The 13,426-nt window shown below is 50.2% G+C and carries 14 protein-coding genes; 9 read left to right on the top strand and 5 right to left on the bottom strand.

Annotated elements, in window-relative coordinates:
* Position 1: 1 nt before the first annotated feature.
* The 3 genes from ACTHRY_RS00480 to ACTHRY_RS00470 are packed head-to-tail and all read left to right on the top strand — an operon-like array spanning position 2 to position 2,012.
* The gene (locus tag ACTHRY_RS00480) at positions 2-292 is read left to right on the top strand and encodes an acyl carrier protein (RefSeq protein ID WP_003748215.1); all 291 of its coding nucleotides are present in this window, start codon (positions 2-4) and stop codon (positions 290-292) included.
* Entirely contained in the window at positions 289-1,347 is a 1,059-nt protein-coding gene (locus ACTHRY_RS00475) for a beta-ketoacyl synthase N-terminal-like domain-containing protein (protein ID WP_049323078.1), read from the top strand. Before ACTHRY_RS00480 ends, ACTHRY_RS00475 begins: the two co-directional genes overlap by 4 nt.
* Complete coding sequence (locus tag ACTHRY_RS00470) at positions 1,329-2,012, top strand: hypothetical protein (RefSeq protein WP_049323079.1); 684 nt, start codon at positions 1,329-1,331, stop codon at positions 2,010-2,012. Before ACTHRY_RS00475 ends, ACTHRY_RS00470 begins: the two co-directional genes overlap by 19 nt.
* A 110-nt stretch (positions 2,013-2,122) precedes the next feature.
* Here the strand turns inward: ACTHRY_RS00470 and ACTHRY_RS00465 are convergent, their stop codons facing one another.
* The 3 genes from ACTHRY_RS00465 to cyaY form a co-directional block, all read right to left on the bottom strand.
* Positions 2,123-3,505, bottom strand: a complete 1,383-nt coding sequence (locus ACTHRY_RS00465; RefSeq protein WP_440373946.1) for a hypothetical protein — start codon at positions 3,503-3,505, stop codon at positions 2,123-2,125.
* A 186-nt stretch (positions 3,506-3,691) separates the two neighbouring features.
* Complete coding sequence (gene luxS / locus ACTHRY_RS00460; RefSeq protein WP_049323081.1) at positions 3,692-4,198, bottom strand: S-ribosylhomocysteine lyase; 507 nt, start codon at positions 4,196-4,198, stop codon at positions 3,692-3,694.
* A 54-nt stretch (positions 4,199-4,252) separates the two neighbouring features.
* Positions 4,253-4,576 (bottom strand): iron donor protein CyaY, encoded by a 324-nt coding sequence (gene cyaY / locus ACTHRY_RS00455; RefSeq protein ID WP_049323082.1) that lies wholly within the window; start codon positions 4,574-4,576, stop codon positions 4,253-4,255.
* A gap of 50 nt (positions 4,577-4,626) precedes the next feature.
* On the opposite strand from cyaY, the gene lptM reads away from it, so the two are divergent.
* Positions 4,627-4,818: an LPS translocon maturation chaperone LptM gene (lptM, locus tag ACTHRY_RS00450; RefSeq protein WP_428846630.1), complete on the top strand. Its 192-nt coding sequence runs from the start codon at positions 4,627-4,629 to the stop codon at positions 4,816-4,818.
* Between the two features lie 16 nt (positions 4,819-4,834).
* A complete protein-coding gene (lysA, locus tag ACTHRY_RS00445; RefSeq protein WP_049323084.1) occupies positions 4,835-6,055 on the top strand; it encodes a diaminopimelate decarboxylase in 1,221 nt (406 codons plus the stop codon).
* 102 nt (positions 6,056-6,157) lie between these two features.
* On the opposite strand, the gene ACTHRY_RS00440 is transcribed toward lysA, so the two are convergent.
* Positions 6,158-6,385 (bottom strand): SlyX family protein, encoded by a 228-nt coding sequence (locus ACTHRY_RS00440; RefSeq protein WP_049323085.1) that lies wholly within the window; start codon positions 6,383-6,385, stop codon positions 6,158-6,160.
* A 1-nt stretch (position 6,386) separates the two neighbouring features.
* A complete protein-coding gene (locus ACTHRY_RS00435) occupies positions 6,387-7,760 on the bottom strand; it encodes a Na+/H+ antiporter family protein (RefSeq protein WP_036493460.1) in 1,374 nt (457 codons plus the stop codon).
* A 349-nt stretch (positions 7,761-8,109) separates the two neighbouring features.
* On the opposite strand from ACTHRY_RS00435, the gene ACTHRY_RS00430 reads away from it, so the two are divergent.
* From ACTHRY_RS00430 to ACTHRY_RS00415, 4 genes are all read left to right on the top strand, one after another.
* Complete coding sequence (locus ACTHRY_RS00430; protein WP_049322591.1) at positions 8,110-9,429, top strand: MFS transporter; 1,320 nt, start codon at positions 8,110-8,112, stop codon at positions 9,427-9,429.
* 315 nt (positions 9,430-9,744) lie between these two features.
* Positions 9,745-12,360: a bifunctional acetaldehyde-CoA/alcohol dehydrogenase gene (adhE, locus tag ACTHRY_RS00425; RefSeq protein ID WP_049322590.1), complete on the top strand. Its 2,616-nt coding sequence runs from the start codon at positions 9,745-9,747 to the stop codon at positions 12,358-12,360.
* A gap of 125 nt (positions 12,361-12,485) precedes the next feature.
* Positions 12,486-12,740 carry a helix-turn-helix domain-containing protein gene (locus ACTHRY_RS00420; RefSeq protein WP_079453748.1) on the top strand — a complete coding sequence of 85 codons (255 nt, stop codon included), beginning with the start codon at positions 12,486-12,488 and terminating at the stop codon, positions 12,738-12,740.
* Complete coding sequence (locus ACTHRY_RS00415; protein ID WP_065423767.1) at positions 12,727-13,425, top strand: MutH/Sau3AI family endonuclease; 699 nt, start codon at positions 12,727-12,729, stop codon at positions 13,423-13,425. The genes ACTHRY_RS00420 and ACTHRY_RS00415 overlap by 14 nt, the downstream gene beginning before the upstream one ends.
* The last annotated feature ends 1 nt before the right edge of the window (position 13,426 follow it).

The following is a 13,426-nucleotide window of genomic DNA, read 5'->3' as shown; positions in this document are numbered from 1 at the left end:
AATGTCTTACACCTTTACGCTGGCCGAGCACGAGCTGGAAGCGGAATTGAAAAAGTTAATTGTGCAAGAGGCCGATAAGGCCGACGATGTGGATATGGATGATTTCACCGACGATGCGCTTTTGTTTGGCGATGACAGTCCGGTCGGTTTGGATTCGCTTGATGCGCTGCAAATCAGCGTCGCCTTGCAACAGTATTTCCAAGTGCGCCTGCAGGGCGACCGTATGGTGCGCAAACATATGATGTGCGTACGCGATTTGGCAGCGTTTATCCGCGCGGAGCATGGCGCGTGAGTTGGGTTTGCGGTACGGCGGCCACGTTTGCCTTGAATCCGCAAACGGATTTCAGACGGCCTGATGCGGTGTCTTATACGTTTTTAAACCAACCGCAGCAGGCTGCTTATTTCCGTGCATTTGCCGGCAATCACTTGGGGCGGAAGGAACTTGCGGATATTGCCGAACAACATTTGCGTCGAGCCGCCGAACATGCAGGCTGGCCGTCTGAAAGTTGGCATGATGCGCCGGTGTTTATCGGTTCCAGTTCCTATTCCATCTCCGAATATGAAAATGACTATCTTGCGGGCAATAGGGCGGCAGAAGAACACAGTCTGCTTTATCTTGCCGAAGATTTGCGCCGTCGCAGCGGCAATCGGCAGATTTTCAGTTTCGCTACTGCCTGCACTTCATCCGCCCATGCGCTGATTCAGGCAGATAACTGTTTGCGCGGCGGGGCGGAGCGTGCCTTTGTGCTTGGTATTGAAAACCTCAACCGGCTGACTTTGCTGCATTTTCACAGCTTGGGTTTGCTGGCCGAACAGTATCAGCCTTTTGGCGGAAACGGTTTGATTTTAGGCGAAGGTGTTGCCGCACTTGCCTTGTCTTCCGTCGCGCCCGAATCTTCTTCAGGCCGTCTGAAACTTATCGGACACGCTGCCAATACAGGCAATGACCTGATTCAAAGCGATGGCCAAGCGCAAGAACAGGTGATGCGCCGCGCTTTGGGTGTTGCAGGCATCGCTCCTGAAAACATTGCAGCCGTTAAAACACACGGCATCGGCACGGCTGACAGCGATGCCGCTGAATTGGCCGCGCTGGAAAATATATTCGGTACGCTGCCGCCTCTGATGGCGTTCAAGCCGCAAATCGGACACACGCTTGGCGCCACGGCAGCCCTTGAAACAGCCCTGCTTTTATCTGCTTTAAAACAAGGTGGAAGCAGCGATTATCAGGGGCGGGGAATTCGTTTTTCCGAGTACGCGGCTTCACCTAAAGGCGGCTTTTTCTGTTTGGCCAATCAGTTTGGCTTTGGCGGCAGCAACACATCTTTGGTATGGCAATGGCAACCGTAAATCCTAATATCCGTATTACTGCCGCCGTGCGTTTTGATACGGACGCCGGCACCGGCAGTAAAATCCTCAAACAAACGTTAAAGCAGCAAAGTGGTATAGATACCCGCCGTCTTAGCCGGTTGAGTTTGATTGCCGCGCTTGGTGCAGGGCAACTGAAAGAGCAATGCAAAATTCATTCTGATTGCGCCGTTTTTCTCGGTACGCCGTTTTCTTCACCATCCGTGTTTGAAAAAATGGCGGATAATGTATTGAACCATCACGCCGCGATGCCGTTTGACTTCATTGCCAATCTGCACAACGCCCCCGTTTTTCATGCCGCGCAAGCGTTAGGAACGCATGGTGCAACTTTGGTCGTAGCTGTCGACATAGATACTTGCTTTCATCCATTGTTGCTGGCGATGCAATCTTTGCAAAATGGCGGACAAGCTGCGGTTGGTTGGGCATATGAACATCAAGCAGCTCATGCCGATACTCATGAAGGCAGTATTTGGATGTTGCTTGAATCCGGTGTAGAGCAGGGTGTTCCCGTTGTGTTGAATGATGAAGGCACTCAGACTGATAGGCCGTCTGAAAAGCCGCAATATTATTGGCAAAGTATCGCTGATTGGATAGAAGCAGTAATGGCGCACGAGGGTAGGGATGTGAAAAAATGTACTTTGGTGTGATCGACAAATGATTTTAGAGAAAGTATTTGTCTTTTGAATAAATAAGGTTTATACCATTAAAAAGGCCGTCTGAAAATATTTTCAGACGGCCTTTTTGTATCAAAAACCAATTAACGAGACATCTCGCCTTGAATAGCGCGGATATTCGCTTGACGGGCGTTGATGGTACGGGTCAGTTGTTGGATTTTAATCTGATCACCTTTTTGTTTGGCCGCATTCAGCTGTGTTTGAAGGCGGGTAATAGCGGCCTGTTCGTTGCGTACTTCGGTTTGCAATATTTGTTTGCGGGTTTCCTTAGGACTTGGCTTAGGTGCCGGCGTAACCACAGGGGCAGTGCGGATCACAGGGGCTTTGTATTTGCTGTATGAAGGAGCGCGTGATTTGTCCGGACGGTTGCGCAAGATAATATTCAGACGCGGATTGGCGGCTTCGGCTGTGTTGGTTACGCTGGTAATCGGAATATGGGGCAGAATTTTGATATCGTTGTAAACATTGCTCGGATCGAACGGAATATCGGCAGCCGGCTTATATGCCTTAGGGAAAGGCGTTTGCGCAGAGGTTTTGCTTTGATCTACCGGGGAAACCGTTGCAGCCGGTTTATTTGGTACATTTGATTCTACTGTTGGCGTAACAACGGTTTTAATCGTTTGTTCGTTAGCCGTGTTTGTGACGGCTGTTTTTACAGTTTTGGTGTTTTTTGCATTACGTCGGGTCGGAGTTTGGGCTTTGCCTTTACGCTTGGTTTCAACTTTGATAGGTGTTTTGTCAAGTATTTCATCTGAGGCAGTTACGGTTTGGTTATTTTGTTTGGCCGTAGTGCGATCAGGTGTTTTCGGTAAAACAACAGGATTCTGAATAATTGTTTGGGGGGCTTGAATCGCAGATGCTGTCGGGTGGGTTTGCGTAATAGGAATGGTAATGGAGTCGGGTATATTGTTTGGAGTTTGATCAGCCACAGTTTGAGGTTGTGTGGTATCAGGTATGACGTTGAGAACGTCAGTAGTGTCAATTTCAGGTTTTATTGTAGATGGGGTTGTATCACCGAGAATGGCAAGGCCATCAGCAACATTTTTATCAATTTGAGAAGTTAGACGTGCTTGTGCCATCGGAATGGAAATAGGTGCAGGAATACCGTTTTTATTTCGAACAGCTATAACAGGGGTTTGTACGGCAGGTGTTGCACGGGGGGTATTGATGTAGTCAGCGGCGGTGGCTTTGAATTCCGTTGTCTGTACTGTTTTTAAAACCGGCGTGTCGCTTGGAATTGTAACGGTTTTACCGCTTGCTGTTTCAGATTCGGTGAATACGTTTGGTTCTGCAGCAACGCTGCTTTCCACGGTGTTGTTTGTGTCAACTGCGCGGCAGGTATTGTTGAGTGGGTATGAAGCATAAACAGAGATGCCTTCAACATTGCAGACATACTCGGCAGCGTTGGCGGCGGCGGGGAGGGTCAGGCTGAGGGCAATAGCGGTTTTGCAGAAAAACGGTTTCATAAAAGCAATAGAATCAGGTTGTTTGTTTAAAGTGCAATTATACTATGTACATTGTCAGCAACAGCCAACTTATTTTTAGGCGGTGTAAAACTGCGGCTGAAAGGTTGAAAATCGAAATAAAAGGTCTTAGGCCGTCTGAAATTTTCTTTCTCTAAAGTTTCAGACGGCCTTTGTTTTCATCGAGTATTAAGCGTTCAACAGGCTTTCGTCCAATGTCAGCTCTTCGTTTTTATTGACGGCTACTTTGCGTGCCAAAACGTTTTGGGCGATTTCGTGCGCTTCGGCAAGCGAGTGCATCAAGTAGGTGCCGCATTGGTATTCGTTCAACTCGGGGATTTTGCTTTGGTCTTGAACGGTCAAAACATCCTGCATTGAAGCGAGCCATGCGACGGCTACTTTTTGCTCGTCGGGCGTGCCGATGAGGCTCATGTAGAAACCGGTGCGGCAGCCCATCGGGGAAATGTCGATGATTTCGACGCCGTTGTCGTTTAAGTGGTCGCGCATAAAGCCGGCGAACAAATGCTCCAGCGTGTGAATGCCTTTTTCGGGCAGGATTTCTTTGTTGGGAATGCAAAAACGCAGGTCAAATACGGTAATGGTGTCGCCTTTGGGCGTGGTCATGGTTTTGGCCACGCGTACGGCAGGGGCGTGCATACGGGTGTGGTCGACTTTGAAACTGTCTAGTAGGGGCATTTGGGTATCCTTTGAGGTAAATAGATTTTTAGCGGGTGAGATTTAAAGATTCAATCACAATTCGGCAATATTGACTGCTTCGCCCGAAGCCGCGCTCAGTGCTTCGTTCAAAACATCGTAGAAATCCCGTCCGTCGCGTGTTGCCAGCCATTTGCCGTTTTGCTCGGCGAAATGGTAGCCGCCGCTTTTGGCGGCAATCCACAATTCTTGGTTGGGCGTGTGGCGGTTGACGATGATTTGCGTGCCGTCTTCGGCTTCGATGGTCAGCACGTTTCCTGCAAACTGGCAGTCGAAATCCCAGCCGTTTTCATCGATTTGGTCTTCAATGTGTTCAAACAATTCTTCGCTCAGGCGGATGAATTCGCTTTCGGTCATCATGGCTTTTTGTGTGGTTTTTGTTTAAGATACCGAATCTTGCCACATTCGTAATGATGAAGAAAGTTTTACTGATGAAATACGGCGTATTTTTTGCAGCGGCAACGGCTCTGCTGCTCTCTGCCTGCGGCTACAAAGGCGATCTCTACCTGCCCAAAGAAGGCGACAAGGCGCGCTTCGGCGTGATTCAGACCGGCTTGAAATTCGATACGGCAAAAGAGCCGATCACTCAAACCAACGATTAAAAAAGACTTCACAAACATGACCTTATCCTGCGAACAAATCCCTTATTCCCACCTTGCCGAGGAATTCGGCACGCCGCTTTATGTGTACAGCAAATCTGCGCTGACCGAGGCGTTTGAAAACTACCAAACCGCGTTTGCTGCTTTGAATCCGCTTGTCTGCTACGCGGTTAAAGCCAATGGCAACCTGAGCATCATCAAACACTTTGCTTCTTTGGGGAGCGGGTTTGACATTGTGTCCGGCGGCGAGTTGGCGCGTGTTTTGGCGGCCGGCGGCGATGCGGCGAAAACGATTTTTTCCGGTGTGGGCAAGAGTGAGGCAGAAATTGAATTTGCGCTGAATGCAGGCGTGAAATGTTTCAATATGGAAAGCATTCCCGAAATCGACCGTATTCAGAAAGTTGCTGCGCGTTTGGGTAAAGTCGCTCCGGTTTCCCTGCGCGTCAATCCTGATGTCGATGCCAAAACCCACCCTTATATCTCCACCGGTTTGAAAGCCAACAAATTCGGTATTGCCTATGCCGATGCGCTTGAGGCCTATCGTCATGCTTCCCGACAAAGCCATTTGAAAATCATCGGTATCGACTGCCATATCGGCTCGCAATTGACCGACCTCAGCCCGCTCATCGAAGCCTGCGAACGTATCTTGGCCTTGGTCGACCAACTGGCAGACGAAGGCATTGTGTTGGAACACTTGGACTTGGGCGGCGGTGTCGGCATTGTTTACCAAGACGAAAATGTGCCTGATTTGGGTGCGTATGCCAAAGAAGTTCAAAAACTGATCGGCACACGCCGTCTGAAACTGGTCCTCGAGCCAGGCCGCAGCTTGGTCGGCAATGCCGGTTCGTTGTTGACGCGCGTCGAATTCGTCAAACATGGCGAAGAGAAAAACTTTGTGATGGTCGATGCAGCGATGAACGATTTGATGCGTCCGGCGCTTTATGACGCCTATCATCACATTGAAGCGGTCGAAACCAAAGACATTGAGCCTCTAAAGGCCAATATCGTCGGCCCGATTTGCGAAACCGGCGACTTCCTCGGCAAAGACCGAACCATCGCCTGCGAAGAAGGGGATTTACTGCTTATCCGCAGCGCCGGTGCGTATGGTTCAAGCATGGCGAGCAACTACAACACGCGTAACCGTGCGGCGGAAGTATTGGTTGACGGCAGCGGATACAAACTTATCCGCCAACGTGAAACCGTCGAGCAGCAAATGGCCAACGAATTGGCTTGTTTGTAAGGTTTGATTGTTTAAAAGGCCGTCTGAAAGCTTGATTGACTTTCAGACGGCCTTTGTTATGAAAGAAAAGGGCATGTATCCAACACGCCCTTTTTTAGGTCATCAATAATGCGGCGGAATCTCGTCGCGCAGGCTGTACGGTTCGCGTTCGCCGTTTGCACCTTTGTCCTGCATCCGTTGATACAGCAGCCGCAACTGGCCTTGCTGCAAATCCAAAACCTGCTGCATCTTGGCGATGGTGTCGTTCAGGCTGCCGATTAAATCTTCCTGCAAGGCCGTCTGAATTTCCAGCTCGGTGACGCGGTGTTCCAATTCCTGAATATCGCTCATATTACAGCACCATCGCGGCAATCCAGCCTGCAACCATCAGCGGGATATTGTAGTGGATAAAGGTCGGGATAACCGAATCGCGGATGTGGTCGTGTTGACCGTCGGCGTTCAAACCCATGGTCGGGCCGAGCGTTGAGTCGGAAGCGGGGGAGCCGGCATCGCCCAGCGCGCCTGCCGTGCCGACAATGGCCACGGTAGCCATTGGGGAGAAACCCAAGCTGATGCACAAAGGCACATAAATCGCGGTAATAATCGGCAAAGTGGAGAAAGACGAGCCGATGCCCATGGTTACCAGCAGGCCGACAAACAGCATGGTAAAGGCGGCCATGCCTTTATTGCTTCCGAACAAAGCCATGCTGCGTTCGACCAAAGGCTGGATGTCGCCGGTCGCGTTCATGACGGCGGCGAAACCTTGTGCCGCAATCATAATAAAGCCGACCATGGCCATCATTTTGATGCCTTCGCCGAACACATCGCTGGCGGCGGAACGGTTCATCACGCCCAACATCATAAACACGGCAAAGCCCAACATCGCACCCAATACCAACGAGTTTTCATACAAAAGCTGGATGGCAAAGCACACGGCAATCGCTACGGCCGCTACCAAGCTGCGATAGGTTGACGGCTCTTGTTGTTGCACCGCTTCACGGTTGTCTTCCGTATCGGCGGCGTTGTTTTGATAAATGCGCGGCTTGCGGTAGTGCAAGAAGGCCAGTAGCAAACCGGACACCATGCCCAAAGCCGGAATCGCCATTGCGTGCATCACATTGATGCCGCCGGTGTCCATGCCTGCCGAGCGGATGTTGCCCAACATGATGTCGTTCAAGAAGATGGCGCCAAAACCGTAAGGCAGGAACATATAAGTCGTTACCAAGCCAAACGTAATCACGCAGGCTACCAAGCGGCGGTCGAGCTTCAAGCGGTTGAACACCAACAGCAGCGGCGGAATAATCATCGGGATAAACGCGATATGAATCGGCACAACGTTTTGGCTCATCACGCCCATGCACAAAATAATCGCCAGCAGCATCCATTTGACCGCGCCTTCGCCTTTCGCATTGCCTTCGCCGCCGTTGAGCTTGCGGATAATCACGCCGGCGAGCTGTTGCGGCAGGCCGGAATGCGTGATGGCCATGGCAAACGCGCCGAGCATGGCATAAGACAGCGCGATTTGCGCCCCGCCTTTCAAGCCTTCGTTAAAAACAGGAATAATCCCTTGCTGCACCACATCGCCGGCCGCGTTGGTCACATTCTCCAAAGGCATACCGGCCACCAATCCGCCGACAAACGCGCCGACAGCCAAGCTGAGCACCACATGCACGCGCGATAAAGACAGCGCCAGCATGATGATGACCGCAATTACAACCGCATTCATATCGTTCTCCGTTGTTTCAGACGGCCTGTTATGTAAAAACAGGCAATCGTCTGTTTACATATTACAAATAAACATCATAACCCAAGCAGGAAGCCTTTGCAAAAAACGGCAGGCCGTCTGAAACCCGGAGCATCGGTTTCAGACGGCCTGCCGTGAACCCTTATTCTGCGTTTTAATATGGCGTGCGGTTTTTGCGATAAAAATAGCCAAAAAACACGCGCTTCCTATTCTTTGCATAGGGTACCAATGTTAAAATCGACACAATGTCTCGGTTTCAGGTTTGTCACTGAAATTAAAGCATTTATTGCTAAAACCCAATTCAATCATACACAAACAAAGGAAAGAAGTGATGGATATTCTGACGCGGCTGCACAATCTTCCGCCCTCCCGCTTTCATTACAAACTTCTGGTTTTGGTCGGCATAGGCTGGCTGTTTGATGCCATGGATACAGGCTTGGTGTCGTTTGTATTGCCGGCTTTGGGCAAAGATTGGGCGCTGGCTCCGGCGCAGTTGGGTTGGATTGTCAGCATTGCCTTTGTCGGCATGGCTCTGGGCGCGGTATTCAGCGGCTGGCTGGCGGACAGGTTCGGACGGAAAACCGTTTTTGCCGGCACGATGGTGGTGTACAGCATTGCCACAGGTTTGTGTGCGCTCGCGCCTGATTTGACGGTTTTGCTGGTGTGCCGCTTTTTTGTCGGCGTCGGCTTGGGCGGCCAACTGCCCGTCGCCGTGTCGCTGGTTAGCGAATATGCACCGCCGAAAGTACGCGGCCGTTTTATTGTATTGCTGGAAAGCTTTTGGGGCTTGGGCTGGCTCTCGGCCGCGCTGGTGTCTTATTTCTTTATTCCGCAAACCGGCTGGCACAGCGCGTTTTTATTCGGCGCCTTGCCCCTGTTTTATGTGCCGTTGGTGTTGAAATTCGTTCCCGAATCCGTGCCTTACCTGCTTTCCCGCGGCAAAACCAACGAAGCGCACCAGTTGGTATCCGCGCTGGAAATTCAATCGGGCATCACGCCGCCGACACAAGCTGTTGCCGCACCGGCCGCCCCGCGCGAACGCATCCGCTTTGTCCAACTTTGGCAACATCCGTTTGCACGGCGCACGCTGATGCTGTGGCTGGTTTGGTTCGGCATCGTGTTTTCGTATTACGGCATTTTCACTTGGTTGCCCAAATTGCTGGTCGAGCAGGGCAATACCGTGGTTAAAACCTTTGAATATGTGCTGGTGATGATTGTTGCGCAACTGCCCGGCTATATTGCCGCCGCGGCTTTGGTGGAAAGAATCGGCCGCAAAGCAACGCTGGCAGGCTTTTTGGCCGCGTGCGCCGCGTGCGCATGGTTTTTCGGGCAAAGCACCACGGCGGCCGAAGTCATGATTTGGGGTAGCCTGATGTCCTTCTTCAACTTGGGCGCATGGGGCGTTTTGTACACCTACACCCCCGAACTCTACCCCTTGCGCTTCCGAGCCTTCGCATCCGGCTGGGCAGGTGCCATCGGCCGCGTCGGCGGCATACTCGCGCCTATGGTAGTGGCGGCGATGGTGGGCAACAGCGGCGGCTTCGGCAATATCTTTATGATGTTTGCGCTGGTTATGCTGCTGATTGTGGCGGTAATCTTGGTATTGGGTGAAGAAACCAAAGGCCGTACGCTGGAAGACATCAGCCAATAAAAGATAGATATGAAAAGGCCGTCTGAAAAATATTTTCAGACGGCCTTTTTCATTTGCGTTTGTAATTTTAATACATCTATTTTCTGTTTTTATCTTAATTATCGAGGAAAGCGACGAAGAATGACCGTCTTTGTTTTTGTATAGATAAAATATTATACTTCAGAGAATTAAAATGAATAAACGATAAAATGGCCGTCTGAAAAGTTCAATCATGGTTTGTGATGTAGGTCAAAGCAAAATGTAACTAAATTACCTATAGTTATCGTAGTGAAAATTTATTGACCTTATCGCCACCTTTTATTAAGGAGATACACCATGAACGCATCAGCCGACAACGTCGTCAGCCCAGCCGTAGCCGAGGTAAACAGCCTGGTTGACAAGGGTTTACGGGCATTGGACGAGTTTCTTAAGCTCGATCAGGAGCAGATTGACTTTATTGTTGCCAAAGCCTCTATCGCCGCGCTGGACAAACATGGTGTGCTCGCCATGCACGCGGTGGAAGAAACGGGACGCGGCGTGTTTGAGGATAAGGCGACGAAAAACCTGTTTGCCTGCGAAAACGTCGTGCGCCGCCTGCGCGATTTGAAAACCGTGGGCGTCATCAGCGAAAACGATGTAACCGGCATTACCGAAATCGCCGATCCGGTCGGCGTGGTTTGCGGTATCGTGCCGACAACCAATCCGACTTCCACTACCATTTTCAAATCCCTGATTGCACTGAAAACCCGCAATCCGATTATTTTCTCGTTCCACCCGTCCGCCCAGCAGTGTTCCGCCCATGCAGCGCGTATCGTGCGCGATGCGGCGATTGCGGCCGGTGCGCCGGAAAACTGTATCCAGTGGATTGAAAAGCCGTCTATGGAAGGCACTTCCGCGCTGATGAAGCATCCGGGCGTGGCAACGATTTTGGCGACCGGCGGCAATGCGATGGTGGAAGCCGCGTATTCTTGCGGCAAACCTGCGCTCGGCGTCGGGGCGGGCAACGTACCTGCTTATGTTGAAAAAACGGCGGACATCAAACAGGTGGCGCACGATATTGTGATGTCGAAATCTTTCGACAACGGCATGGTGTGCGCCAGCGAGCAAGCGGTGATTGCCGATAAAGAGATTTACAAAGAGTTGGCCGAAGAGTTCAAATCCTACGGCGTGTACTTTGCCAACAAAAAAGAAAAAGCCATGCTCGAAGAGTTTATCTTCGGCGTAACGGCGAATTGCGCCAGCTGCGGCGGCGCGAAACTCAATTCTGCCGTCGTGGGCAAACCGGCGGCATGGATTGCCGAGCAGGCCGGGTTTAAAGTACCTGAAAAAACCAACATCATCATCGCCGAATGCCGCGAAGTCGGCCCGAACGAGCCGCTGACCCGTGAAAAACTTTCGCCTGTTTTGGCCATGATTAAGGCGGATTCGACCGAACAAGGTTTGAAGTTCGCCGAAGAAATGGTTGCCTTTGACGGCTTGGGACACTCCGCCGCCATCCATACCGCCGACGAAGAATTGGTCAAAACGTTCGGCTCCCGCGTCAAAGCGCTGCGCGTGATTTGGAATTCGCCTTCCACCTTCGGCGGCATCGGCGACGTGTACAACGCCTTCCTGCCTTCTCTGACCCTCGGTTGCGGCTCTTACGGTAAAAACGCCGTCGGCGGCAACGTCAGCGCAGTCAATCTGTTAAACATCAAAAAAGTAGGCCGTCGGAGAAACAACATGCAATGGTTCAAAGTGCCCGCCAAAATCTATTTTGAACGCGATTCCATCCAATATCTGCAAGACATGAAAGACTGCGAAAAAGTCATGATTGTGACCGACCGTTCGATGGTTGATCTGGGCTTTGTCGATAAAATCACCTACCAGCTCCACCAACGCAAAAACAAAGTGACCATCCAGCTGTTTACCGATGTCGAAGCCGATCCGAGCGTCCAAACCGTCTATAAAGGCACGGATTTGATGCGCAGCTTTCAGCCAGACACAATCATCGCGTTGGGCGGCGGCTCGCCGATGGACGCGGCCAAAGCCATGTGGCTTTTCTACGAGCAGCCGCAAGTCGATTTTGAAGACTTGGTGCAAAAATTCATGGACATCCGCAAACGTGCCTTCCGCTTCCCTGAATTGGGCCGCAAAGCCAAATTCATCGGCATCCCTACCACATCGGGCACAGGCTCCGAAGTCACGCCGTTTACCGTCATCAGCGACGGCGACAAAAAATACCCCATCGCCGACTACTCGCTGACCCCAACCATTTCGATTGTCGATCCTGCGTTTACCATGACCGTACCGGCAAGCGTAACCGCCGATACCGGTTTGGACGTATTGACCCACGCGGTAGAAGCGTACGTTTCCGTACTGGCGAACGACTTTACAGACGGCCTCGCCCTGCAAGCCATCAAGCTCGTGTTCCAATACCTCGAACGCTCCTACAAACACGGTGCGGCCGATCCAGAAGCGCGCGAGCATATGCACAACGCCTCCACCATCGCAGGCATGGCGTTTGCCAATGCGTTCTTGGGCATCAACCACTCGATGGCACACAAAATCGGCGGCAAATATCATGTTCCGCACGGCCGTGCCAACGCCATCCTGCTGCCGCACGTCATCCGCTACAACGGCACGCGCCCGCAGAAAACCGCCACTTGGCCGAAGTACAACTACTACAAAGCCGACCTGAAATATCAGGAAATCGCCCGTACCTTAGGCCTGCCATGCAGCACACCGGCAGAAGGCGTCGAATCCTTCGCCCGTGCTTGCCACGAACTGGCGGTCAACGTTGGCATCAAAATGTCGTTTAAAGAGCAGGGCATCGATGAGAAAACCTTCCTCGACGGCAGAAAAGAGCTGGCCATGATGTCTTTTGAAGACCAATGCACCCCGGCCAACCCGCGCCTCGCCATGGTGGCCGATATGGAAGAAATCCTGACCAAAGCCTATTACGGCGAATAAAATCGGTGAGTTAAAAAGGCCGTCTGAAACCTGAATATAGGGTTTCAGACGGCCTTTCGTATTAGAACTAAAGTTGATACTTATTGTATGTGGAATTTAATTTGCAAACATTAAGAATAGTCATCATGAAATCAGAAATTTTAAAACAATTTGGCAAACATGTTCGTCATTTAAGACAACTCCAGGATTTAAGTCAGGAAGCATTGGCTGAAAAAGCGAATATGCACCGGACTTATATCGGAATGATAGAACGTGGAGAGCGTAACCCCGCCCTATTAAATCTTATTCGTTTGGCTAGCGCATTAGATATTTCTTTACCTGAACTTTTAACTTTTAAGGACCATGTTAATGACGGAAACTGTGATAATGAATCTAACTGATTCATATGGTTTTTTTAGAGAAAACGTCGGAAGGACGCTAGGAGATCTAAAACTTGAATATCAAACCAGATTCCCCAAGTTCACCTCTGAAATGAAGATAAATAAAGGCGGCGTAGGGCAGTTTATCGAGAAATTGATAGGACTTAAGAATACAAATGCTTTGACAGATTTTTCTGATGGTGAGCTAAAAACCAATAAAGCAGATAAAGATGGTGCGCCACTAGAGACTATGTTTATCTCGCAGATTTCTAGTAACTTTGATCAGTTAATCAGCGATCAGATAAGCTTTGAAGATAGTTGGATATACCAAAAAATAAAGAATTTGCTATATGTTCCTATTTGTAAAGTCGACAACAATCCTGACAAATGGTACATACAGTCAGCCTATCATGTGCAAATAAATGAAAGGGGTGAACTTTTCAGACAGTTATCTGCTGATTTCACGCAAATTAAAAGTAAGCTGTTAGCTGATATTAATTCCGGCGACGGATACATTCATACATCAAACGGTAGTTTTATACAAATCAGATCAAAAGATTCCAAGCCATACCATCCTATATTTTCTGCACAATATAATCGGAATATTTCAAATAAGAATCATGCATTTTATTTTAAAAAAGAATTCATGCGGGAAGTTCGTGAAATGGCCAGACAGGGTAGGGATGGTGTTGTTCGAATAATTTAAA

Origin of the sequence: Neisseria sp. P0004.S004 (assembly GCF_051963335.1) — a bacterium.
Classification (GTDB): domain Bacteria; phylum Pseudomonadota; class Gammaproteobacteria; order Burkholderiales; family Neisseriaceae; genus Neisseria.
This window is presented reverse-complemented; position numbering and strand designations above follow the sequence as displayed.

Coding starts and splice junctions, on each gene's coding strand:
- ACTHRY_RS00480 (WP_003748215.1), top strand. CDS start 2: ATGTCTTACACCTTTACGCTGGCCGAGCACGAGCTGGAAGCGGAATTG.
- ACTHRY_RS00470 (WP_049323079.1), top strand. CDS start 1,329: ATGGCAATGGCAACCGTAAATCCTAATATCCGTATTACTGCCGCCGTG.
- ACTHRY_RS00465 (WP_440373946.1), bottom strand. CDS start 3,505: ATGAAACCGTTTTTCTGCAAAACCGCTATTGCCCTCAGCCTGACCCTC.
- luxS (WP_049323081.1), bottom strand. CDS start 4,198: ATGCCCCTACTAGACAGTTTCAAAGTCGACCACACCCGTATGCACGCC.
- cyaY (WP_049323082.1), bottom strand. CDS start 4,576: ATGATGACCGAAAGCGAATTCATCCGCCTGAGCGAAGAATTGTTTGAA.
- lptM (WP_428846630.1), top strand. CDS start 4,627: ATGATGAAGAAAGTTTTACTGATGAAATACGGCGTATTTTTTGCAGCG.
- lysA (WP_049323084.1), top strand. CDS start 4,835: ATGACCTTATCCTGCGAACAAATCCCTTATTCCCACCTTGCCGAGGAA.
- ACTHRY_RS00440 (WP_049323085.1), bottom strand. CDS start 6,385: ATGAGCGATATTCAGGAATTGGAACACCGCGTCACCGAGCTGGAAATT.
- ACTHRY_RS00435 (WP_036493460.1), bottom strand. CDS start 7,760: ATGAATGCGGTTGTAATTGCGGTCATCATCATGCTGGCGCTGTCTTTA.
- ACTHRY_RS00430 (WP_049322591.1), top strand. CDS start 8,110: ATGGATATTCTGACGCGGCTGCACAATCTTCCGCCCTCCCGCTTTCAT.
- adhE (WP_049322590.1), top strand. CDS start 9,745: ATGAACGCATCAGCCGACAACGTCGTCAGCCCAGCCGTAGCCGAGGTA.
- ACTHRY_RS00420 (WP_079453748.1), top strand. CDS start 12,486: ATGAAATCAGAAATTTTAAAACAATTTGGCAAACATGTTCGTCATTTA.
- ACTHRY_RS00415 (WP_065423767.1), top strand. CDS start 12,727: ATGAATCTAACTGATTCATATGGTTTTTTTAGAGAAAACGTCGGAAGG.